Here is a 24,526-nt window from a genome sequence, read left to right on the forward strand (position 1 = left end):
ATGACTGAAATTTTAGAAATAAAAAAAGATATATTAGAATTATTAAAAACAGATAATTCTAATTTAAATGTGGTGGTTAATTTTATCGAACAAGGTTTCTACTCTGTTAATATTTTTTCAAAGAAAGAAAATCGTTTTAAGATTCAAAGTATTAATATGGCTAAAAGGATTAATGGTATTGAAAAAATAAAGCGGATACATTTTAACAATATAGTATTTGACAAATCATTTGAAAATTTATTCAGTATGATTAATATATTTTCTTGCAATAATTATATTTCCACCCAAGAATCAAATACAATGATAAAAAATAATAATATGAGCTTTTATTTTAATCGATGTAAATTTGAAATGAAAGAAATATTTTTAAGTTACATAGCTTCTAGCGGTTTATGTTTTTATGAATGTATTTTTGATGAAGATGTTGTGTTGAGTTATTGTGTCTTAGCTTCACTTTATTTTGAGTCTTGTAATATCAAAAAAAATATATCAATAATTGATACAAAATTGTCAACATTACCCCTTTTTAAGGATTTAATAAATAAAGATATTTCTATATTTTTTATAAATGTAGAATTTCAAAATGGATTTGAAATGTTTTCAAGTCACATAAAAGATGTAAAAGAATTGTGTTTTAAATCAATTGTGTTTAAAAAAAGTGTATTGCTTCATGATGCTTCTAACCCTTTAAATAGTTCGGTTTACGAAAGCAAGCTATATATGAGTGATATTGTCTTTGAAGAACCCATGTGGTTCATGAAAACACAATTTAAAAATGGCTTTGAATTCAGCAATGTTACATTTAAAAAAGAAGTTATTTTTACCGAAGATTTTATAAACGCAAATTACAATAAAAATGCGATTTTTAATAATTTAACTTTTTATAAAAAAATCAATTTTAAAAACTTTTTAAACTCTGATATTCAAGAAATAGAAATAAATAATTGTAATTTTAAAGATAAATTTGAATTCCCAAAGCAAAAAGAATACAAACAAAAAATAAAGATTATTGATACAACTTTTGATGATAGGGTGGATTTTGTAGAAAATGCTTTTTGTAATAATTTGGTGATTAAAAATTGTGTTTTTAGTAAAGATTTATCTTTTAAACAAACGAAATTTATTAAAAGTTTTGATTTTATAGAAAATAAGGTTAAAGATAATATTGATTTTAGTGATGTTATCTTTGAAATTTCGCCAAATTTTCAATCAAGCGTATTTGAAAAACTAGTGATTTTATACAAAACCAAGTTTAAAGAAATACCGAATTTTTATTCAGCTAGTTTTAGTTCTAGTGCTGTTTTAGATATGCCTTTGGTTGATATAAAGGATTATTCATTTAACCATTTAAAAAATGAAAGAAAAAATAAAAATGATTTGATAGATATAAAAGGTGTTAGAGAATGCCTAAATATCTTTAAAAACGCTCTTTTAAAGACAAATAATATCCTAGAAGCTAGTAAATATAAAGTTTTAGAGCTTTACGCAAAAGAACTTGAACTTGATTATAAACTAGAGCATAAAAAAGAGTTAGAAGAAAAAATCACTATCAAAGAAAGATTTGACAGATGGTTTTTGAAATTAAACAGAACCACAAGCGACCATCACACTGATTTTTTAAAGATATTTTTATTTACCCTAAGTGTCATCGGCGGGTATTTTATGATAAATTTTGGCTTGTCTTTTGATGAAAAAATCATAAGTAGTATTTGTAACCTTGTAGATTTGGGTTTAGCTATGTATGGCATTAGCGTTGTGATTTTCTTGCTTTGTTTGGGTTATGAGTTTTTATTTGTTTTAAAAGGTTTTAGCAAGGATAAAGGTTGGCTAATTTTTATATTTTTAGCCATTTGCGTGGCTTGGTTTTGTTTGGCTTATAGCTTTAATGTTTCAGAATTTAGTGTGTTTTTACCGATGATTTTTATAGGGATTTTGGCAATGATTTTTATATTATTAGCCAACAATATCAAATATACCTTTATAAGCTTTGCAACGGCAGGGTTCATCGGCATTTTATGTAACCCTAGCATAATAACCCCATTTTTAGGGGCGTTTTCAGAAGATGCGAGAAATCATTATCTATATAAAGCCATAGATGAGTTAGACAGCCAAAAGGCACTAGATTTATCAAAGCAGATTTTAGCCAAAGAGCCAACAAGTAAGTTAAACGCCAAAAAGACATTAAAAGACTATAAAGACGAGCTAAAATCATCAGATTTACTAGACAAAGCCCCCGAGCTAAAACGAGCCATAGCGATAGATTGCGGGGTCTCAAGGCTTAATATAGCTTATTATTTAGTTTTCGCGTTTTGTATATTTGCCTTGCAAAAAACAATGCGTAAAAACTCCATAATCCCAAGCTAAAACCAAATTTCGTTTGTTTGCTTAAACTTGCCAAACAAACGAAATTCCGAATTTAAATTCCAAATACGAAAATAAATTCCAAAACCAAACAAGTGACATTTGGGGCTTTGTGGAATTTGTTTGGTGTATTTTTGGAAATTTATAAGCCCTAAACATACGAAATTTATTTCAATAAAAAGGAATTTAAAATAGGAATTTCGTTTGTTTTGGATTAGATTGATACAATATGGTTATTTTATAAATACATAATAAAGGTTATTGTATGGATTGGCAGCAGTATTTTCCAACTTATAAATTTAATAATAAAGAAAATAGAGATATCGCATTAGAAGAATATAAATTTTGTTGTAAAACATTAGAAAGTGAAGAAAAATTATTTGATAGTTTTCTTAGGTATATTACTTTAGTTTGTAGCGGGATTGTTTCTTTGTTAGCTTTTTTAAAATTAGATTTTATAAAGTTTAATATAGAAAAAGATTTGGTTTTTATAGTTGGTTTTATTTTCTTTTTAAGTAGTATTTTTTTTATTATTACTACTTTAAATTTTGCTACTAAACAAAAAAATATTGTATTTGCTAAAAGAAAAATTATAATCTTAAGAAGAATGCTTGGAATGAATTATGGTTCTCAGGAGTTTTTGTTTAAAAAGGGCATGTTAGAAGGTGCTAATATGCCTTTTAGTATTAAGTTAAGATATAGTTACTTGTATTTTATAATACCGTGTTTGTATGCTAGTATGTCGTTTTTTATGTTGCATTGGATAGGGGTTAATTTATGCTATTCTGTTTTAGTATTTTTGACTTTATATACAATATTAAATGTTATATATATTTTTTCAATTCTTGATATTAATGAAACTAAAAAGTTTGTTGTTTTGAAAGCTATTGCATTTATTTTAGATATTAAATTGGTTGATAATTTTGAACATGTTTTATATCGTGCAAAATTAGCTCAGTTTGAGTTTCATAGGCTAAAGATTGATTTAAAATATATAAAAGATATATTAATAGCTATTGAAGATAAAAATTTTAGGTCTCACAAGGGTATAGATATTAAGGCTATATCAAGAGCTATGCTAAGTCAATTAAAAAAATACCTTTGATAAAGCATATTAAATATATAAATAAATTCCCATATTCAGGTGGTTCTACGATTACACAGCAATTATTTAGAACTCTTTTTATAGAAAATATTGCAGATAAAAAAATTAGAAGAAAAATTGTAGAAATTTTATTTAGTAGGTTTTGGTTGAATGAAATTTTAAAAAAAGACGAACAGCTTGAAATATATTTAGCAGCAGTAAGATTTGATAAAAATATTTTTGGGGCTATTAAGGCATATAATTATTTTTTTGATAATAATAAAATTAATTTTAATAAAGCAAAGAGTTTTATTTTAATTGAAAGAGTTTCGGTAACAAGTGGGTGTTTATTGCCAAAAGTAATAGATTTGATAGATAATTTGCTAAAGAATAATATTTTAACAAAAGAAGATTGTGAGCAAATATTGTGTTTATATAAACAAAATGTTGAGAAAGGTAAGATACAAAAATGCTATAAAAATATAGATAATATGGAAAGATTAAATGTATGGTTTGATAGCTTAAATGATTGAAATTTTAAATTTGTTAGTATTTTTTTATTTAAAAAAACAAACAAACGAAATTCCTATTTTAAATTCCACAAAAATACACGAAATAAATTCCCACCATGCAAGGGCTTTTGCATTTAGCCTAAATTAATGCAAGTTGTTTAAAATGTATTTAAAATTTCAAAGGCGTGGCGATGGATTTTAGTATAGAAAGCAATGTAAAAGCGTATTTTATAGAGACTTTAAAGGATTTAGGCTGGCAGTATCTAAGCGAAAAAGAATGCAACGAGCTTAGGCAAAACGACTTTAACGAGCCTTTGCTTTTAGCTAAGCTTAAGGAGTTTTTAAGGACAAATTATCAGCTAAATGATGATGAACTCATCATAATGATAAACAAGCTAAAAGCCCCAATTACCAGCCTAATTACAGCCAACGAAATCATCACAAAGCTTATTTTACTTGGCGAAGGCTTAGAGCAAAAAGGCAAACCTTCAAGGCATATAAACTACATAGATTATGAAAATCCGTCTAAAAACTCATTCATAATCACAGAAGAATTTAGCCTTGCAAACGCCAAAAGCGAGCAAAAGAAAAGCACTAGGATTGATTTGGTGCTGTTTGTAAATGGTATCCCGCTTGTTAGCATTGAGCTTAAAAACTCGTGCGTTGGAGCAAACGAAGCGATAAACCAACTCCTAAACCACCAGCACCCAGATAGGATTGAGAACTTTTATAAGTTCATTCAGCTTTGCGTTGCAAGTTGTGGCACTATCACTAAATACGGAACAACGCTAACGCCTAGCAAATTTTACAATGTCTTTAAGGATAAAAGCAGCGATGATAGCGTAAAAGTGCTGTGTAACAATATCTTAAAGCCTAGAAATTTACTTGAGTTTATAAGTGATTTTATATTTTTTAGCAAGTCTAAAGACAAAACAAGCAAAATCGCAAGCCGTTATCAACAATACTTTGGCATAAAAGAAGTGATAAAAGCTATCAAAGATAAGCACGGCGGTCTAGTATGGCACACTCAAGGCAGTGGCAAAAGCTACACAATGCTAATGCTAGTAAATATCTTAGCTAGGCTAAATAGCACCGCCCAAAAAATCATCATCACAGACAGAATAGAACTAGATGAGCAAATCTCAGCGACCATAAACGGCACGGCAAATCTTGACACCTTGCACCACGCCAAAAACACAAGCCATTTAAACGAGCTTTTAAACGATGATGGAGTGGGGCTTATCACGACTACGATTTTTAAATTTAGCGATTTAAAAGACATAAAAAACAGAACAAGATTTATCCTAATAGATGAAGCCCATAGAAGCCAAAACGGCGAACTTCATATGCAAATGCTTGATAACTTAGGCGAAAATGCCTACATCATAGCATTTACAGGAACACCGCTTTTATCTAAAGAAAAATCAAGCATAGCAAAATACGGCGGACTTTTGCATACTTATAATATCGGCGAAGCAGTAGAAGATGGAGCTACCTTGCCACTTTTGTATGAAAACAAAATGATAGAGCTTGGTCTTAGCGATAAAGATGAGCTAGAAAAAAGATTTGATGAGCTAACACTTGGGCTTGGTAACGAGCAAAAAGAGCAAATCAAGCAAAAATGCTCAAAGATTAAAAAGCTTCACACATCAATTTCAAGGCTTGAATACATCGCACTTGATATAAACGAAGACTTCAAACAAAGCCTTAAAAATACGCCATTTAACGCAATGCTTGCAACTAATTCTAAGTTTGAGGCGATGAAATATTATAAAGTTTTTAAAGAGCTTGGGGATTTGGAAGTTAGGGTCGTGATATCAGTAAATGCAGGAGAAGAAAACGAAGGCGAGCAAGAAAAATGGGTAAGCGATGAGTATGCAAAGCTAAATCACGCAGAGTATGAAGAGCAGTGCAAGAGTGATTTTAAGGATAGGAAAGTGGATTTGCTAATCGTGGTAGATAAGCTACTTACGGGCTTTGACGCTCCTTGTGCTAAAAAACTTTATATAGATAAAAACCTAAAAGAACACAACCTACTTCAAGCCATAGCAAGGGTAAATAGGCTAAAAGAGGGCAAAGATGAGGGGATAATTGTAGACTATCGAGGGCTTCTTAGTGAGCTTGATACCACGCTTAGTAGATACGACGCGCTTAGCGGGTATGATGAGAGTGATTTGGTGGGGGCAGTTTTTAAAATAGATGGCTCTTTGAATGATATGTGGGAGAGCTTAGCTGTGCTTGATGAGATGTTTGCAGGGCTTGATGATGAAGTAGAAAAGCTAAAGATTTTAAAGGATTTATCATTTAGGGATAGGTTTTGCAAGGTTTTAGCAAGGTTTAGCAACCTTGTGGGGGTGGTGCTAAATACTCGTAAGCTAAGGGCAAGTGTAAGCGAAGATAAAAGGGAGAAAATCAAGGAAAGCCTTAAAAAATACTTAAGCTTAAGAAGCTCGGCACAGGTCTTTTATGCTGAGGATTTTAGCCTAAAAGAATACGAGCAAAGTATGCAAAAGCTACTAGATGAGCATTTAAAAGTAGGGCAAATTTATACGCTAAATGAACCGCTTGATATATTAAGCGATGATTTTTCAAGGGTGGCTAGTGATTTTAGCGATGAGGTGAAGGCTCATGGAAAGTTAAATGCACTAGAAAAAGAAGTGAAAAAATACGAAGTGATAAATCCTGAAATTTTTGTAAGATTTAGTGCGAGAATAGAAGAGATTTTGGAAGATTATAGGGCAAAAAGGCTTAGCGAGAGTGAGTTTTACAAGCTTAGCTGTGATTTGGCTAAGGATTTTAAAAAGGATTTGGCTGATGACCCACTTGAGCGTAATCTTGCTAGGGATTTTGATAAGGATGATGTGGGGCAAATCATTGCCTTGTTTGATAGTGAGTTTGGCAAGTTTTCTAATGTGCCCGAATTTGATGAAAGTATCAAAAACAAAATTGCAACCGAACTCATAGTAAAAATGCTGCCATTTTTAACAAAAATCAACAAATTAAACGACATAGAAAACTACATAAACTCCCTAATCAAAATCTACCTAGGCAAACGCGGTGGGTAGCTAGTGGATTTAGGCTATGGTTTTTGAGATATAAATTTCGCTTGTTTGAATGGGTATTAATTGGTGCTGTATTTATGCTAAAAAACTCCAAATAAACGAAATTTATAAATTCCAAATAAACGAAATTCCTATTTTAAATTCTTGATTTTTTGAGTTATTTTTATAGGTAAATCTATAAAGATATAAAATATAAAACCTAAATATTTTTATACAAACATTCAAAATCAAAATATTAATTAGAATCTATTTTATTATCTGCTTTGAAAATATATTTTTTTTATTCAAATAATATACAACTGTTAAAATAACACAAAAAAAAGAAAAATAGCATAGGAATTATGGAATTACAAAAATAACTGATTAAATAATATTATTAAAGTGAAAAAAAGATAAGTTTAAAAAATAATTTTTAATGTAAAAATAAATTAGTAAATACTATAATATAATAATAAAACAAATTTATAATTTGAATTATTTATTTTATGTTATAATTTGTTAAAATGTTTATTTTAATAATTAAGGATAAAAAATGAAAGAGTTATTTATAAAGTATTTTGATGAAAATTTGACAGAAGAAGGGACAAAAAAGACTTATAATAATAGAGTTAATTATATTTTATCAAAAAGCAATTTAGATTTTAATTATAGTCAATTTTGTGATAAATATAGCATTATATTAGAACAATATATACAATGTTACAATAATAAGAAATTAGATTTGAAAGGAAATACAAAATCTGTATTAAATTATCTTGTAGCAATAGTTGATATTTCTTGTATGTATTTAAATGACAATAAAAAATATATTTTAGATGCTTTTTTAAACAACTCTATTAGTTCTAATGAAAAGAAAATATTTTTTAATTACATAGAAGAAAAAAGAGAATATTATAGTAGCGAATATAGAACAGTTGCAAATAAAAATTTAATTAAACCAAGAAAAGAAAGAACAGACAGTATGAGTAATGTTAATAAGACAAAAACATCATCTTTAGAGCTTGTTGAAATCTTTAAAGATTTAAATACAAAAATGGCAGTTATGAAAGAAATAAAGTTAAGCGACTCTTTTGGGGATAGGTTGATGGAAAGTAAGTATATTGAAGCGATTATTGAAATGTGTAATGAGATTAAAAAGATAGCCGATAATAAATTAAAAAATATAAAGTAACTTTTATTTTTTAGTAGATAATAAAAAGGATAATTATATGCAATATTCGGCGATTTATGATTATTTAAATAAGATAAAGGATGAAAAAAATGGCTTATGCACCATAGATTTGCCGACTGGATATGGCAAGACTTATCAGAGTTTAAAATTTATCGCTGATTATGTAGGAAGTGGTGGAAAAAGAAAGATATTTTTTTTAACTTCAAATAAAAATAATGTAAATGAATCATACAAGGATTACACAGAAAAGCTAAAAGGTAAAAATGCTATAAAATTAGAAACAAATTTAGAATATTTTAAATCGTATATTTTGCAAAATGGTATAAAGAAAAAAGACTTTAATACCAAAGATAAAAATCAAGAAAAAAATATAGATGCTATAAATAAAACAATCAAAGATATAAGCGTAATAAAAGATAAAAACGCTTATGATGGTCCTTTAAGTGAGCTAGAAAGCAACTTTAGATATAACATTTCTAATTATTGTGAAAAAGAAAAAATTAATTCCATAGATAAGCTAAAAAAACGCTTTCCGCTCATTGGGCAGATGTATAAAGGTTTAGATATTACCACATATCAAGTTTGTTTTTGCACTATTTCTAAATTTGTTTCAAAATTTAATTTTTTTTATGAGCCTAGCTGTGAGCTTATATTTCACAAGTTTAGTAAAGATGCTATTATAATCATAGATGAGTTTGACGCTACAAAAGATAGCATTGAAAACATTATTATCTCGCATTCTTTACAGACAAAATTTGATTATAAAGAATTCATTAAAAATCTTCACAATGGCTTACTAAACAAAGAGCAATATCCAGCAAGTATAAAATATGCTTTAAGTGAGCATGATAAATCAAATCCCGCATTTACATTTGATAAATTTACAAAATGGGTGGATAAAAACACTGAAAAATTTAAAGTAAAATCATGTTTTGATTATAAAGACGATATAAAAAACGACTATCTTTTTAGAGATTATTCTCGCTTTCATTCTATGATAAACTCGGACAAAAATTACACAATCAAATATGACGAACAGCAAAATAAATACATCATAAATCTAACCAACGATAAAGATGAAAAAAGTGAAATATTCATCCCGTCAATGCTAAAAAATATCCATAAAATAATCACAAGTTTAACGCAACTTGTTTTAGAAATGAGTGGTCATTATGCTAAATATTTAAAAGATAATCATACAGAAGAAATCCCAAAAAATAACATATATTCAAGCATCTTAAAAAGATTTGAGTTGGGGGATAGTAAAAGCTTTTTATCATATATCATACAGGGGACGCATTTTTCTAAATTAAGTAAAGATGAGATTATAAGAATTCCTAGTTTTTATGAAGATGGATTTGAGTTTGTTAGCTTAAGAAAAACTGCAGCAGATAATGATAATTTGATTTTTGAGCTTACAGGGGTTAATTCTAGCCCCGAACAATATATCCAAACAATGGCAAAAAAATCTTTAGTAATAGGGCTTAGTGCCACAGCAAATATACCTAGTGTTTTATGTAATTATGATATGGATTATCTTAAAAATGAGCTAAAAGATAGGTTTTTAAATCTTTCTGATGAGTTTTTGGACAAAAAACAGCAAGAGCTAGATGAATTAAATAAAAGTTTTGATGGTAGTGAAATTAATGTTTTTTTACTTGACAATAACAATACAAATTCTTTAGAAAACAAATTAAACAATGATGAGCTTATGCAATTTATTAACAATAAGCTAAAATTTATTGATACACAGTTTGCTAGTGATAAAGAAAAAGCAGATAATAAAATTAAATATTATAAAAATATCTATAAAAACATTTTCGAATGCATGTATAGCTTTATTTCAAATGATAATATTCGTTCGTTTTTATACCTAGGAATGGCAGGCGTTGGGGATGATAAGATTTTAAAAGAAAGTCCTATAAGAGAAGTTTTTAAAACTTTGGTTAAATTTGTTAATAAAGATATTAATGATTATTATTTAATAGTGCTTGATGCAAGCAATTTTAAAGCGAAAAAAGATGAATATTTAGAGCTTTTAAAAGATAAGAAAAACAATGTTTTTATAATGTCAGCTTATGCTACAGCAGGGGTTGGGCATAATTTGCAGTTTAAAGAGTATAAAGAAGATGAAGACGATGAAGAAGTTTATAAAGATGATTTTAAAGATATAGAATCAGCATATTTTGGAGATATTACTCAGCTTTTTATTCACGATAATTCTGATGTAAATGATGAAGAATTGCTTAAAAATATTATAAAAATAAAAAGGCTTGAAAATACAGCTGAAATTAGCTCAAAGGAAGCATATAAACATATAAAATATAGTTTTGAAATGTTTTTAGGTTCAAAAAATTCTTCTAAAAAAGGTAGTCTTCAAGATACATTTAGTGCTAGACTTTTTAGGACTAGAGTTTTACTCCAAGCTATAGGTAGGCTAAATAGGACTGATAATAAAGCTAAGCAAATAGATATTTTTATAGATAAAAATTTAGCCAAAAAGTGTGATTGTAACTGGTATTTAAGCTCAAATAATCAAAATCCACTAGCTACTAAAATAATGCAAGAGTTAAAAAAATATGAAAAACCAACCAAGGATTTAAACTCTAATATAATCAACAAAAAGTTAAAAAATTCAGCTGTTCTTGTGGATAAATTTTTTAATACCTATAATGTTTGGACCAAAAGAAAACAAATGCAATATAAACATCTAAGACATTTACTTTTAAAATACCCAAGTCTTAGCAAAGATGATATAAAACATATTAATAGTAATTCAGAGTATTTAAAAGATATTATGAGTTTATATATACCAAATAATGAGAAAAATTCTTATGGAGTAGAAAAACACGAATATACAGATAAAAAAGACACAGTTGGTATAAACTCAACCATATTAAAAGAACTTTTTAAATATGATGGATTTAAGGAGTATTTTTTTAAAAAATACAGTGATGATTTTAGCAAGGAATTTATTTTACCTATTGGGTTTTTTGATACATATAAGGGTTTTTTAGGAGAAGTTTTTGCTGAGTTTGTGCTAAACAATGAGCTTGAGCAAAAATTACAAGAGATTGAAAAAATTGAAGATTTTGAAAAGTTTGATTTTATAATACAAGATGGAGTTTATCTAGATGTTAAAAGCTGGCAGGGGAATTTTATAGAAGCTGAGTATAACAAAATACGAAATAAAGTAAAAGATAAAAAAGATTTTATAAATGCTAAAAAAGTTGTGGTTTTAAATATTTTAGGTGATGAAATATGTAATTATTATGGAGATATTTTAGCTATATCACCACTTGTAAAAAAAGAAAACAATAAGCTAGTAACTAATAAAGAAACCATTAAAAAAATCATAAGCTGGATTAATAATGAATGAGATTTTTATAAATAAATTGGATATTAAATTAAACTTAGAAAATATTAAAAATGATTTTATAATCTTAAAAATAAACGCCGAAAAAAACCTAAAAAATAACATTAATAGCATAGATGAGTATTTGCAAAAATATAAAAATATAAGCTCATTTTATACTAAAGAATATGGCTATGTAATGTTTTTAAAAAATGAAAAAATCACCCTTAATGAATACTCATCAAAAGTTAGCGAGATTAATGAATATGTGCTTGTTAATTTGCTTTTTGCTAGTTTAAACAACTATGTAAGTGATTTTTTAAGGTTTAGCAATACTTCAGGTAGGATTTTTTTAAACCTTAAAAAAGTGGCTAACGAGCTAGTGGGTTTAGAGCTTAAAATCTCGCAAAATTATGATTTTTCTTTAAATGTTGTGAGTTTTTCAAAATATCAAGATTTGCAAAAATATTATCCAGAAAATAAACTTTTATTAAATGCTTATAATTTTAAAAATGATACTTTGGTTAGAGATTTTAAGAAAAATAAAAATTCATATATGCAAAAAAAGTTAAATCCAAATACTAAAAATACTATTAAATTTATGGCTTTTGATGGTTTGAGTAATTTTCAAAAATCAAAGGTTGGGGTTTTGTATGATGTTTTGGTTTTAGCAAAACAAAAGTTATCAAAATATTTAGATTTTGATATTATAAAAATAGAAAATATTAAAAGATTTGATATTAAAAACAATAATTTTTTAATTAATTTACATGAAAGTTTACAAGATGGTTGCGAGATTTTAAATTTTACAGATAATGATAAGCTAAAAATAAAGCTTGAAAGCTATCTAAATAACATACAAATAAATTCAAAAAGTAGCAAAAACGCAATAGCTATCATTAAAAGTAAAAGTGAGTATGAAGAAGGCGAAGATATTTACAATACAATCAAAACTCACCAAAATATTCAGCATGTTTGCAAAAGTGATATTGCTAAACCTGATAAATTACTTTATGAGCTAGTGATTAAGAAAAATATAGATAGTTTAAACCTTGATTTTAGGACAAATTTAAGGGCTAATTTTTATAAAAAATATGATGATTTGATAATAAAGCTTAGTTTAAATGATGATAAATTATCTTTTAGCGAAGAGTTCTTCCCTATAGATATGGCTTTATGTAATAGTGATTGCGAAGGCTTAATTGATATAAATGGCAAGATTTTTGGCATTTTTAAGACACCTTATTTTACACTGGGAGATTTTTATAAGATTTTCAATGCTTTAAATGGTGTTAAGAATGAGTTTGATACGCAAGAAATTTTTGCGAAATTACATAACATAAAAGATAGTAAAAATGCTAAAGATATAGATGAATTTATCACTATTCACACAGGTAGTAAAATCATAAAAAATAAAGATTTTGATATTAAAAAATCATTTGTAAAAAAACTTAATGAAATGCTTGATTTTACTATAAATCCAAGGCTTCAGCAGCTTCATCATCAAGATAGTATGTTTTTAGCTAATACAAATTTAAATTATTTTATATATGAAAATAATTTATATTATTTTGTGGGTAAGTTAACTGATGTGTTTGATAAAAACTCAAGGCAAGGATTAAAACCAAGTATAGTAAATGCAAGTCCTATAAGAGTGGTAAAATGCTTAAATGATGATGCTTTAATAGAACCTGAAATTTATTTAAAACTTTTATCGGTTAATTTTGTGAGATTAAACGAGCTTAGTGTGTTACCATTTTTATTTAAATATATAAATGAATATAGCTTAAGACTTAAATGCGAAGATAATGTAAAGCTAAAAGAACCTAATTTCTAGAATTTATTTTATGTACTTTTATGCTAAATAAACGAAATTCCTATTTTAAATTCTTTTGCTAAAATCACGCAAATAAAGATAAAGCAAAGGCAAGATATGGGGAAAACGATTACTTATTATTTGATAGATGATGCGGATGGTAGGATAAAGTGCACTTATTCAAACTGGACGGGAGTGGTTTTAAAACTTCCACGCCAACTCATAAAAGATAGCGACGATAGAGCAGAGCTAAATCATAGTGGCGTTTATATGCTAGTAGGCAAGGATAATCTCATCTATGTAGGTCAAGCAATTTATAAAAATGACGGAAGTAGAGTTTTAAAAAGACTCAAATAGCATTTAGACGATAGTAAAAAAGACTTTTTTAGTGTTGCATTAGTTATCACCACAACAGATAATTCACTAGGCGTTATTTAGATTAGCTATCTTGAAAACACTCTTTATAATACTTAAAAACAGCTGGTATTTGCACCATAACAAACAGCTTAGAGACACAACTATCAAAAACATAAGTTAAGAAAAACAAATGCAAAGTTTTTAAATATAGCCAAACTTATGTGTAAAACTTTTGGGTATTTTGTATTTTCTAAACCAAAGGATACAGTGATGATTTGTGATGATATGCTGTATTTTAAAAATATTATGTGTAAAAGGGTGGAAAATGGCTTTTTAGTTTTAAAAGGTAACGAAGTAGCTAGAAAATATTATGATTATGTTTCATCAAGTGTAAAAAAAGTCATAGAAAATGCCAAAGTAGATGATAATGGAATTTTGCTTGAAGATATGTTTTTTGCTAGTGCTTCATCGGCGGGGAGTTTTATTACAGGAAATAGCGTAAATGGACTTATCTCTTGGAAAAACAAAAGCGGAATAAACCTAAAAGAGCTTATTTGATAAAAGAATTTGAAATAAGAATTTCGTTTGTTTAAGTCCTGAAAGTTAGCCTAAATAAATGAAATTATGGTGTATTTTTGAAAAAATACTGGATAAAAATGGCTTATGAGTTAAAAATCACTAAAAAGCGGGTGAAAAATATTATTATAAAAGTTCGTGAGATTGGGCTTGTTGAAGTAGTATCGCCTTATTTTATAAGTAGAGCAAAAATTGATGAGATTTTAAGACTTAAAAAAGATTGGATAGAACAAAGATTAAACGAGCTTAAAACTACTAAAAAAGCAGAGCTTTTGAGTGGTAATTTTGTATTGTTTTTAGGACGAAAATATATTTTAGAATTTGATTTAGGAATTTCAAAAAATGTAGAAATTCACAATGATAAAATTATTTTAAAATGTCTTGAAAATGATGAAAATAAAGAAAAATTACTTAATGATTTTTATAAAATTCAATCAAAAGAAATCTTTAGCGAAATTTTAAAAAGATTTTGTGTGATTGTTGGTAAAGATATAAAAGCTTTGAAAGTGCGAAAAATGAAAACTCGTTGGGGTTCTTGCAATACGAAAAAATCTTATATAAATTTAAATACCGAATTAATTAAAAAAGATATATTAGCAATAGAAGCAGTGATTATGCACGAATTAACACACCTTTATCACGCTAATCACTCAAAGGCTTTTTATGCCACGCTTTTAGGATTTATGCCTGATTATTACGAGCGAATAAAATTACTAAAATAGAAAAAGAAATTTAAAAATATTTACATTAAGCTTTAATTTTATTTAACCCATTAAATATTTTAATATTTATTTTAGAGTTTTTTAATAAAATTAAAATTCTAATATCAATTCAAAGGAATAAAATGAAAAAACTTTCACTAGGTTTAATTTTAGTTAGTATTTTAAATAGTACTGTTTTAGCTTATGAAAATAGATATTCTATTGAACAAGAATATGCAATTATTAATTCTTGTATTGGAGTCTTACTTTTTACAGCTAATAAGCAAGAGTGTATATGTGCTTTGAAGTTGACACAAAAAAAATACCCTTATTATGAAAATAGTAAAGGTTTTAATAAAACATTTGATAAAAATTTAAATTATTGTGAGAAGTAATTTTGATTTCTATACTTTAGTCTAGAATTAACAAAATCATCTCCAAGAACTTGTCTTTCGAATTCAAATCTATCTTGGGGGCTTAAATAATTATAGTATTTTTGCAATTTTTCTATAGTATCACGTCTTGGATTGTTACTATCTCTGTCTAACAATTTTTTAAATGAGTCATAAAAATTTTTTATATCTTCATTAGATGTTAAATTTTCTACTTGCTCTGCTAATTCTTTAGCAACTTTAGCAAGAGTTGTATTGTTGATGATAATATAATTTTTTATTTTTTCCTTAAGTTCTTCTGCTATTTCTTTGTTTGTTTTCATTTTTTTGTCCCCAAATGTCCCTGGTTATTATTATATCATTTTGTAAGTTTTGCAAAACTAAAATAATTTTTAAGGAGAACGCGATGAATAAAAACGCGATGGATAAAGAAGCAGCAGCAAGAATTCAATCAAGCGAGGCTAAGAGAAATGGTGGTATTGTAAGCAAAGATAGTTTTGCGGCAAGAGCTCAAAGAGCAGCTAATAAAAATAGCAATAAAAAAAGAGAATAAAATGGCAATGTCTCAAGAAGAATTAGATTTATGGTCAGATATTAATAATCCAAATAACGATGCTTGTATGGATGATTGGGCTGATGCACATAATCCAAATAATGAAGATTATTTAGGTGATGATTAATATATTTAGCTAGCCTATAGGCTAGCTTTGTAATAATTGAATATAATTAGATTGTTATTTTCAAATTCTAGTTATTTTTTTGTAGTGCTTTCTTCTTTTTTATTCTCTTTAGATTTTTCTAAATCTTGTTCATTTTGTTCTTTGCTTTCGTTGTTTGTTTTATTGCTACTATTTTCTGTATTAGCAATATTTTGCTTTTTACCATTTCTTATTATGTGAATGTCTTTTTTGATAAGTTCAACCTTTATGGTTTTTTTACAATTTTTTTCTAATGTTTTACCCATTTCCATATTTTCACTACATAATTCCACATAAGCAATATCTCCTAAAGTTGATAATACTTTCACATCTTTTAGCTCAATATGTTCGCCTTTATAATGATATTTGTTATTTTTGTCATAAAAACCATCAAACATATCTTTTATAAAACTATTTTTATTAACCATTATTGTAGCGTTATAGTTTCCTATTCCAGAAAGAGATAAAGTATTTATTTCAGAAAAAGTAAAAATAGCTACTGATATAAACAATATGATTATTCTTATGCTATTTATATTTTTTTTATTTCCTTTCCATAATATTCCAAAATACGATAAAAGCATGGTTGTAGATAAAACAATTAATATAGGTATAAGTTGTTTTTTATAGAAAAAATAAAATATTAAAGAACTTAATAAACATACTAATAATATTTGAAATATCAAAGGCATACAAACAATCAATTTTATTGTTTTATTCTTTTCTTTTATATTTTTAATTTGCCATACTAATTCAGTTGAAATATATAAAATAAATATTAAAAATATAGACCAAACTAAGTTAGAAAAACCAAAAGTCAAAAATTGCTCAAATGTAAGTTCTAGTGGGTATTGTAATTTAAAAACATATACTATACCATAATTAAAAGCAGAACCGGCAATTATTAAAAATAATAAAATTTGCCCTAAAGCAATAGATATTTGTCCATATTTTTTAATATTTTTATATATCCATCTTGTTGTTATTCTGTTAGTTTGGAAAAAATCTTCATCATTTTGTTCTTTGTTTATAGGCGTTGCAAGTTTTTCTTGTATCCATTTGTAGATTTTTTTCAAAAATAGAAAAATACTTTTAAATATTTCTATAGTTTTGTTTTTGTATTTTTTTATACTCATTTTCAACCTTTAAATATTTTTTTATATTGTAGCAGATTAATATATTGTGAATTTTATTTGGTTATTGTTTGTGAAGTAAATGCAATAATACTTTTTACAAAAAAGTAAGAAAATGTATTTTGTAATTTTAGAATCGTTAGTCAAAAGTCAAATCTTATATAAATTTGTAGTTTTATATTTTGATAATTTTTATAAATCCTTGTGTTGTCTTTTTAATTTAAAATTATTAGATACAAATCTAGTTTTTGGGATTATTTAGTTTATAGTAAGAATTGATGAGGTTTTGAAGTTTAAAAGAATTTGTATAGAAGATTGGCTAAAATATAAAAGAGCTTTTAATGGTGATTTAGTGTAATTTATGAAAAGTATCTTAGAATTTGATTTAAATTCGTTAAAAAGCACAAATTGTAGTTAAAAAATAATCTTAAGTGTAGTCAATAAAATAAGGCTATTTGATAATTGTTATAAAAAAATATTTCTAATAAATTTAGCTAGATTTTTATAACAATGAAATGATTAAAACCTTTAATAATAAAAGATAAATATTCAATAGCTACAACACAACATAGATTTATTAATGCTTACTTATTAATTATGTTCTAAAAATGAAAATATATTTGTGGGCTAGTAGTAAGAAGTTATTTTTTAATAATTGTTTTAGTAAAAAATCTGTATTAAAATACTTGTATGGATACCATTTATCAATACTATAACATATAAAATTTGGCTTTAAAAGCCAAATTTTAGTTTTGATTTTTGCTGTGGTAATAATATAAATATATTAATCCAATAGGAGCAATAACAATAGACAATCCCCAACACAAAAGCATTATCCAAATTTTAATAAACCAATATATTAAAAATAATTTGCCTTGAAAGAAAAATACATTATTTCCCATAATAAAATTCACAATACTTTCATAAACAAACCTTGAATATGGATAAAGTAAAGCATTAATAATACCAACAAAAATAGGAGCAACTATATTACCGACTAAGTTAGCGAATAACATAAAAAATAAAACAGATATTACAATGCCAAAAAATAAATGTCTAAAATAATAACTAGGATTAAGTCCTTTAAATGCTTTATTAAAAAAATCTTTCATAATTTCTTACCTTAATAATGGATTATTGCTTTTTGTTTTAGCTTTTAGTTTTTTAATTACTATGCCTTTTTTGTTGATACAAAAAACATTAGAATCATTTATATTTGGGCTAAAAGAACTAATCTTAACGAAATCATAATGCCACATTTCACATTCATTAGAAGAACTAATTCTGCTAGGTGCTCCGAATTTCTCTTCCAAATCACTTTTGCTAGATTTATTAATCACAATGCTATCAAGCTCATCTTGGGTAATCTTAGTGCCTTCAGTATAGGTTGTGAAATTATCAATAGCCGCACAAGAGCTAAAAGCTAATGCAACTAAAGAAAATAAAAACAATTTTTTCATTTTTTCTCCTTAAATAAATTTAAAAGCAAATTTATCATAAATAAATTAATTTATCCTATAGGGTATAGATTTTAAATTTTTATATCGTTTAAATTATTAGATTTTACCTATAGGATAATGTATGAAAAACACTGAAGAAATAGAAGAATTTTATAAATTAGTATCAAGTAATGTTAAAAAATTTAGAACCGAAAAAAACATAAGCCAACTAGATTTAGCCCTAAGTATAGGCATAAAATCAATAGCCTTTTATTCAAATTGCGAAAACAACAAAAACGGCAAACATTTTAATCTAGAGCATATTTATAATATTAGCAAGGTTTTAGGCGTTGATATTTGCGAGTTATTAATGGGGGGGGTATACAAAATGAATTGCATAAAAGAAGCTTTGATTAATGTAGCTAATTTTGATTTAAGAGCTACTATGAGTAGGCGTTCGTATGCCTTTATGGTTTTTATTTTTCCGATTTTAGCTTTTGGCTTGTTTTATTGTTTGATAGAGTTTTCAAGATTTGTGCGTTTAGTTTTAGCTAATAATGTAGATTTTACTTTTATTAAAAATGATTTTATGAGTTATTCTCAAATTGTTTTTCAGGGTTTATATGCTAATTTTTATCTTGCTATTGATTTTATACTAATTCTTAGCACTTTACAAAGGCTTAATTCAATCACAAAAAATAAAATAATCAAAACTATGATTGTAATAATAGCGTTTTATCTTATTGATTATTATTTAGTATGCTTTCATTGGCTTAGGGTTTATTTAGAAGATAATTTTATGCTTTCATTTGGTTATAAAGCCATTGGTTTTATTATTTTTTTCATACTTGCACTGATTTTATCAATGATAAAAGAAAGGCATTTTAATGAGATTACTCCAAAACGCTCTTTAGCTTATTTTTTAACTTTAGATTTTAGCTCAATTGCTAGTAAGACTAATTTGATAATACCTTTTAGTTTTTATCTTGGTATTACTATTGTTTTAACTATTTTTATCGTTGGAATAGTGTTTATAATGGCATTAACTGAACTTAGCATAATAATAATGCCTATTATTTATATTGATATATTTTATTTATTAAATCACTATAAATCAAACATTAGAGCAATTACAAAAATAATCACTCTAATATCTTTTATAGCTTTTTATATTCAAATTATTTGCTTTGATAGAAGCGGTATTTTTTATGAATATATGAATAGATTATTTTTATTTTCATTTATTTTAGTCTATATTCTAGCAATGCGAAAAATCAAGAATTTGAAATAGGAATTTCAAATTCTTATAATTCTACGCCGATGGCTTGATTAATCGAGCTTAAGCCGTCGTTTTCTATTAATTTTGTAAGCTCATCATTTATATTTCTAGCAATTCTAGGTCCAACGAAAATCATAGATGAAAGCACTTGAACTAAACTAGCACCCCATTTTATACGCTCATAAGCTTGAGCTGCGTCAAATATCCCGCCACTACTAATAATTATGCCTTTTTTATGCACGCTTGGTGCGATTGCTTTTAGCATATTTAAAGACTTTTCGGCTAATACTTTACCACTTAGACCACCTGCCTTGGTTAAATCAGGCTTTTTGCTAAGCGAATAATCTTGCGTAGTATTGCTTAAAATCACTCCGCAAGCATTAGCATTTAAAGCTGTTAGACTTAATTCAGTAGCCAAGCCAAAGTCCATATCAGGAGCAAATTTTATAAATTTTGGCACATCATTAATAGCATTTAGTCTAGTAAAAATTTCTTCAATAAATTTAGCATTTTGTAAATCTCTTAGATTTGGAGTATTAGGCGAACTTATATTAATTACAAAAGCGTCTGCATAAGGCTTTAGCTCACGAACTAAAATCTCATAATCATTTATCGCTTCTTCATTAGGTGTAACCTTATTTTTACCTATATTTATAAAAATCGGAGGTAGTTTTGAGAAATTCTCACGCATTAAATTTGCTTTTGCAACTTCTACGCCGTCATTATTAAACCCCATTGCATTGCGAATGCTAAGCTCATCTACTAATCTTTCAATTCTTGGGCGAGGATTACCTGGCTGAGCCTTAGGAGTGATTGCTCCGACTTCAATGAAACCAAAGCCAAGATTTGCTAAAGGAGCTACTACTTCAGCATTTTTATCAAATCCTGCTGCAAGTCCAATAGGATTAGAAAATTTCATATTTATTAATTCATTTTCTAAATTCTTATAAGTTTTTTTATAATCAACTACTTTTAAAAATCTTTGAGTTTTAAGAGCTTTGATTACTAAATGGTGCATATCTTCAGGGTCAAACTTAAATATAACTTTTTTTGCTAATTCATACATTTACTTACCTTTATAATGTTTTTGAAAAGGTCTTTTCACCTTTATTTTTCATATAAGCATCAAATCCCATACAAATATTACGGATTAATAATGTGCCTGTTTCATTTACTTTTATTTCATCATCACTAATTTGTAAAAATTCAGCATAAGTTTTTAAATACTCTTTTGCATCGTTAAAATAATCCCAAAATACTATTTTAAATTCTTTTTCAATTTCTTTAATATTAAGACTAAAATTAGCCATTAAGCTCATTATTACAGCTTTTCTAATTAAATCATCATTATTAAGTTTAATTCCCCTATGAAATGGTAATTTGCCATTATCAATAGCTGCTTCATAAAGGTTTAAATCTTTATAATTTTGTGCGTAATAATTAAGTCCTTCTCCAATACTAGTAAGCCCAACGCCAACCAAAATAGCTCCACCTTTTGTAGTATATCCTTGAAAATTCCTATGAAGTGTGCCATTTTCTAAAGCCTTAAATAATTCATCATTTGGTTTAGCAAAATGATCCATTCCTATCATTTTATAGCCATTTTCGCCTAAAAATTTCGCAGTATGTTTTAGAATTTCTAACTTAGTTTTAGCTTCAGGAATAGTGCTTTCATCAAATTTTCTCATATTCTTTTTAATCCAAGGCACATGAGCGTAATTAAATACAGCAAGTCTATCAGGATTTATTTTTAAAATTGTCTCAAGCGTTTTGCTAAATGAGTTTAAATCCTGATAAGGAAGTCCGTAAATTAAATCAGTATTTATACTTTTTACCCCATTTGCTCTTGCTAGTTTTACTGCATTTTCTGTAATTTCGTAAGGTTGAATTCTATGAATTTCTTTTTGCACTTTAGGGTCAAAATCTTGCACACCAAAGCTAATTCTATTTATGCCGTATTTTGCAAATACGCTCATTTGTTCAACATTTAAAAATCTAGGGTCAATCTCACAAGAAAGCTCACTATCAGGTAAAAACTCAAATATTTCATTAATTTTTTTAAGCAAGATTTCAAGTTGAGCTGCACTAAAAAATGTAGGCGTTCCACCGCCAAAGTGCATTTGAATAGCTTTTTTTGTCTTAAGATGAGTTTTTAAAATATCAAGCTCTCTTAAAATATAATCTAAATACCTTTCTTTTTTATCTTCATTAGCTGTATAAATTACATTACAGCCACAAAAATAACAAGCCGAACGACAAAACGGCAAGTGAAAATAAAGCGATAAAGGCTTATTCTCGTTACTTTCTAAATCTTTTATAAAATCATCATATTTATAATCTTCGCCAAACTCAATAGCTGTTGGATATGAAGTATATCTTGGGCCACTTGTTTGATATTTTGCTAATACACTAAAATCCATTTTTATCCCCTTAACATTTCGGCTAATTCTTTAGCGTGATAAGTGATTATTAGTTTTGCACCCGCTCTTTTAAAACTAATCATAGTTTCCATTAAGATTTTTGGATAATCTACAAGCCCAGCTATTCCAGCGTTTTTAAGCATTGAATACTCCCCGCTTACATTATAAACGCATAGTGGAAGTAGTGAGTTTTGGCTAATTTCTTTAACTACATCTAAATATGCTAAAGCAGGTTTTACCATCAATATATCAGCACCTTGTTTTTCATCTTCTAAGCTTTCATTCAAAGCTTCTTTTCCGTTTGCATAATCCATTTGATAAGCTTTTCTATCGCCTTTTTTAGGAGCTGAATTAGCCACATCACGGAAAGGTCCATAGTATGCACTTGCGAATTTGGTTGAATAAGCCATAATTGGTAATGTATCAAAGCCATTTTCATCTAAAGTAGTTCTTAAAGTTTTTATTATTCCGTCCATCATTCCGCTAGGTGCAATCATATCAACTCCAGCTCTAGCCATTACTAAAGCTTGTTTGCTAGAATTTAAAAGCGTAATTTCATTATTTAAATACCCATCTTCATCTAATACTCCGCAATGTCCGTGGTCTGTGTATTCACAAAAGCATAAATCAGCAATTAAATATAAGCTATCACCAAAACGCTCTTTAATAGCTCTAATAGCACGAGCTATAAGCCCATTATCGCTCATTGCATCACTTCCGCAGCTATCTTTTGCACTTTCATCTAATACGCCAAATAATAAAATACTCTTAATTCCAAGCTTTAAACAATTTTCACATTCTGCTAGTAATTCATCAAATCCTAATTGATAAACTCCTGGCATTGATTTAATCTCAATTTTTGCATTTTTTTTATCTACTACAAATAAAGGGTAAATCAAATCGTTTAAGCTAAGTTGGTTTTCCTTTACTAAATCCCTAATTATAGGGCTTTTTCTAAGTCGTCTAAATTTACGCACACTAAACTCCTTTTTTTGTATAATTAAGGCTAATTAAATCAAAAAAGAGTTAAACAATGTTAGTTGAAATTTCAAAACAAGCAAATTTACCTACAAGATTTGGAAATTTTATTATCCAATCTTTTAAAGAAAACGAAAAAGAGCATTTAGTAATTATGAAAGGCGAAATTAGTGATGAGATTAATGTTCGCATACATTCTGAATGCCTTACAGGTGATGCTTTAGGTTCGCTTAAATGCGATTGTAGAGACCAATTAAAAGCATCTTTAAGATATATTGAAGCAAATGGCGGAATGGTTATTTATCTTCGTCAAGAAGGTCGTGGAATAGGTCTATTTAATAAAGTAAATGCTTATAATTTACAAGATAATGGATTTGATACACTTGAAGCGAATTTAAAACTAGGCTTTAAAGATGATGAAAGAGATTATAAAATAGTTGATTTTATACTTGAATATTACAAAATTAAAAGCGTAAGATTGCTTACAAATAATCCTTTAAAATTAAAAGCTATTAGTAAAGATGTAAAACGCATACCATTAATAATGCAAAGCAATGAATACAATAAACAATATCTAAAAGTTAAATCTTGCAAAATGGGGCATATGCTAAATGAATAATGAATTTTTAGCTTTTATAAATTCATATGAAGATGAATTAAAAAAATACAATAAAGTTCATAATATTACAAGATTAAAAGATATAAAAGCAGCAGCACTTGATAGTATTGAAATACTTAATTTCGTAGAATTTAAATCAGGAATTAATATAGCAGATATTGGCTCAGGTGCTGGTTTTCCTGCTATATTTTTAGCTTTTTTAAAAAGAGATTGTAATTTTTATTTGTATGAGCCAAGTTATAAAAAATCAGCATTTTTATCGCTAATTAAAGCTAAGTTTAATTTAGATAATGTGTTTATTAAACCTATAAAAGTTGAATGTGAAAAAGACTTAAAATGCGATTTGATAACTTCAAGAGCTTTTGCAAAAACAGAACTAATTGTTACTTTATGTAATGATATAACCAATAATAATACGAAATTTATTTTATACAAAGGCTCATTCGTAAAAGATGAGCTAGATTGCTTAAATGAATATAAATTACACGAGAGAAATAATAGAATTTTTTTAGAATTTTATAAAAAAGATTTCAAAATTATTACAAATTAAGCTTAGTTTATTTTTTTTAAGAT

The 24,526-nt window shown here is 27.1% G+C and carries 22 protein-coding genes and 1 pseudogene; 16 read left to right on the forward strand and 7 right to left on the reverse strand.

All coding sequences use genetic code 11. The features are described from left to right. From AVBRAN_RS00625 to AVBRAN_RS00670, 11 genes are all read left to right on the forward strand, one after another. On the forward strand, positions 1-2,364 hold the full coding sequence (locus tag AVBRAN_RS00625) for a hypothetical protein (protein WP_239803282.1): 2,364 nt from the start codon (positions 1-3) through the stop codon (positions 2,362-2,364). A gap of 262 nt (positions 2,365-2,626) precedes the next feature. Continuing rightward, positions 2,627-3,466, forward strand: coding sequence for a transglycosylase domain-containing protein (locus AVBRAN_RS10970; RefSeq protein WP_275591986.1), 840 nt, complete (start codon positions 2,627-2,629; stop codon positions 3,464-3,466). After that, on the forward strand, positions 3,463-3,978 hold the full coding sequence (locus AVBRAN_RS10975; protein WP_275591987.1) for a transglycosylase domain-containing protein: 516 nt from the start codon (positions 3,463-3,465) through the stop codon (positions 3,976-3,978). The genes AVBRAN_RS10970 and AVBRAN_RS10975 overlap by 4 nt, the downstream gene beginning before the upstream one ends. A 170-nt stretch (positions 3,979-4,148) precedes the next feature. Continuing rightward, positions 4,149-7,022 carry an HsdR family type I site-specific deoxyribonuclease gene (locus tag AVBRAN_RS00635; RefSeq protein WP_239803283.1) on the forward strand — a complete coding sequence of 958 codons (2,874 nt, stop codon included), beginning with the start codon at positions 4,149-4,151 and terminating at the stop codon, positions 7,020-7,022. Positions 7,023-7,551: 529 nt separating this feature from the next. Next, positions 7,552-8,190 (forward strand): hypothetical protein, encoded by a 639-nt coding sequence (locus tag AVBRAN_RS00640; protein WP_239803284.1) that lies wholly within the window; start codon positions 7,552-7,554, stop codon positions 8,188-8,190. 37 nt (positions 8,191-8,227) lie between these two features. Then, the gene (locus AVBRAN_RS00645; protein WP_239803285.1) at positions 8,228-11,569 is read left to right on the forward strand and encodes a DEAD/DEAH box helicase family protein; all 3,342 of its coding nucleotides are present in this window, start codon (positions 8,228-8,230) and stop codon (positions 11,567-11,569) included. Beyond that, positions 11,562-13,382 (forward strand): hypothetical protein, encoded by a 1,821-nt coding sequence (locus AVBRAN_RS00650; RefSeq protein WP_239803286.1) that lies wholly within the window; start codon positions 11,562-11,564, stop codon positions 13,380-13,382. The genes AVBRAN_RS00645 and AVBRAN_RS00650 overlap by 8 nt, the downstream gene beginning before the upstream one ends. Positions 13,383-13,478: 96 nt before the next feature. Next, positions 13,479-13,718: a hypothetical protein gene (locus AVBRAN_RS00655; protein ID WP_239803287.1), complete on the forward strand. Its 240-nt coding sequence runs from the start codon at positions 13,479-13,481 to the stop codon at positions 13,716-13,718. 219 nt (positions 13,719-13,937) lie between these two features. Then, complete coding sequence (locus AVBRAN_RS00660) at positions 13,938-14,276, forward strand: DUF4357 domain-containing protein (RefSeq protein WP_239803288.1); 339 nt, start codon at positions 13,938-13,940, stop codon at positions 14,274-14,276. A 77-nt stretch (positions 14,277-14,353) separates the two neighbouring features. Then, a complete protein-coding gene (locus AVBRAN_RS00665) occupies positions 14,354-15,016 on the forward strand; it encodes a SprT family zinc-dependent metalloprotease (RefSeq protein WP_239803289.1) in 663 nt (220 codons plus the stop codon). Positions 15,017-15,138: 122 nt separating this feature from the next. Continuing rightward, positions 15,139-15,390, forward strand: coding sequence for a hypothetical protein (locus tag AVBRAN_RS00670; protein WP_239803290.1), 252 nt, complete (start codon positions 15,139-15,141; stop codon positions 15,388-15,390). Here the strand turns inward: AVBRAN_RS00670 and AVBRAN_RS00675 are convergent. Next, positions 15,375-15,710, reverse strand: coding sequence for a hypothetical protein (locus AVBRAN_RS00675; RefSeq protein ID WP_239803291.1), 336 nt, complete (start codon positions 15,708-15,710; stop codon positions 15,375-15,377). The two genes, AVBRAN_RS00670 and AVBRAN_RS00675, sit on opposite strands and share 16 nt — an antisense overlap. 83 nt (positions 15,711-15,793) lie before the next feature. Here AVBRAN_RS00675 and AVBRAN_RS00680 point away from each other — a divergent pair, with 83 nt between their 5' ends. Both AVBRAN_RS00680 and AVBRAN_RS10980 read left to right on the forward strand, forming a co-directional pair. Then, on the forward strand, positions 15,794-15,940 hold the full coding sequence (locus tag AVBRAN_RS00680; protein ID WP_239803292.1) for a hypothetical protein: 147 nt from the start codon (positions 15,794-15,796) through the stop codon (positions 15,938-15,940). A 1-nt stretch (position 15,941) separates the two neighbouring features. Continuing rightward, positions 15,942-16,067: a hypothetical protein gene (locus AVBRAN_RS10980; protein ID WP_275591988.1), complete on the forward strand. Its 126-nt coding sequence runs from the start codon at positions 15,942-15,944 to the stop codon at positions 16,065-16,067. Between the two features lie 71 nt (positions 16,068-16,138). On the opposite strand, the gene AVBRAN_RS00685 is transcribed toward AVBRAN_RS10980, so the two are convergent. The 3 genes from AVBRAN_RS00685 to AVBRAN_RS00695 all read right to left on the reverse strand — a co-directional run bounded on the left by AVBRAN_RS00685 (position 16,139) and on the right by AVBRAN_RS00695 (position 18,678). Then, positions 16,139-17,221: a hypothetical protein gene (locus AVBRAN_RS00685; RefSeq protein WP_239803293.1), complete on the reverse strand. Its 1,083-nt coding sequence runs from the start codon at positions 17,219-17,221 to the stop codon at positions 16,139-16,141. A gap of 743 nt (positions 17,222-17,964) precedes the next feature. Further along, complete coding sequence (locus tag AVBRAN_RS00690) at positions 17,965-18,330, reverse strand: hypothetical protein (RefSeq protein ID WP_214117652.1); 366 nt, start codon at positions 18,328-18,330, stop codon at positions 17,965-17,967. A gap of 6 nt (positions 18,331-18,336) precedes the next feature. Beyond that, complete coding sequence (locus AVBRAN_RS00695) at positions 18,337-18,678, reverse strand: hypothetical protein (RefSeq protein ID WP_239803294.1); 342 nt, start codon at positions 18,676-18,678, stop codon at positions 18,337-18,339. 121 nt (positions 18,679-18,799) lie between these two features. On the opposite strand from AVBRAN_RS00695, the pseudogene AVBRAN_RS00700 reads away from it, so the two are divergent. After that, positions 18,800-19,027 (forward strand): annotated as a pseudogene (locus tag AVBRAN_RS00700) (helix-turn-helix transcriptional regulator); the annotation flags it as partial. Positions 19,028-19,961: 934 nt separating this feature from the next. Here AVBRAN_RS00700 and AVBRAN_RS00705 read toward each other — a convergent pair. The 3 genes from AVBRAN_RS00705 to hemB are packed head-to-tail and all read right to left on the reverse strand — an operon-like array spanning position 19,962 to position 23,333. Further along, positions 19,962-21,002 (reverse strand): quinone-dependent dihydroorotate dehydrogenase, encoded by a 1,041-nt coding sequence (locus tag AVBRAN_RS00705; protein WP_239803295.1) that lies wholly within the window; start codon positions 21,000-21,002, stop codon positions 19,962-19,964. Between the two features lie 10 nt (positions 21,003-21,012). Beyond that, a complete protein-coding gene (gene hemN / locus AVBRAN_RS00710) occupies positions 21,013-22,356 on the reverse strand; it encodes an oxygen-independent coproporphyrinogen III oxidase (protein WP_214120077.1) in 1,344 nt (447 codons plus the stop codon). Positions 22,357-22,358: 2 nt separating this feature from the next. Beyond that, positions 22,359-23,333: a porphobilinogen synthase gene (hemB, locus tag AVBRAN_RS00715; RefSeq protein WP_239803296.1), complete on the reverse strand. Its 975-nt coding sequence runs from the start codon at positions 23,331-23,333 to the stop codon at positions 22,359-22,361. A gap of 56 nt (positions 23,334-23,389) precedes the next feature. On the opposite strand from hemB, the gene ribA reads away from it, so the two are divergent. After that, positions 23,390-23,953: a GTP cyclohydrolase II gene (gene ribA / locus AVBRAN_RS00720; RefSeq protein ID WP_239803297.1), complete on the forward strand. Its 564-nt coding sequence runs from the start codon at positions 23,390-23,392 to the stop codon at positions 23,951-23,953. Next, on the forward strand, positions 23,946-24,503 hold the full coding sequence (gene rsmG / locus AVBRAN_RS00725) for a 16S rRNA (guanine(527)-N(7))-methyltransferase RsmG (protein ID WP_239803298.1): 558 nt from the start codon (positions 23,946-23,948) through the stop codon (positions 24,501-24,503). The genes ribA and rsmG overlap by 8 nt, the downstream gene beginning before the upstream one ends. Positions 24,504-24,526: the final 23 nt, after the last annotated feature.

Source organism: Campylobacter sp. RM12651 (assembly GCF_022369475.1).
GTDB lineage: Bacteria > Campylobacterota > Campylobacteria > Campylobacterales > Campylobacteraceae > Campylobacter_E.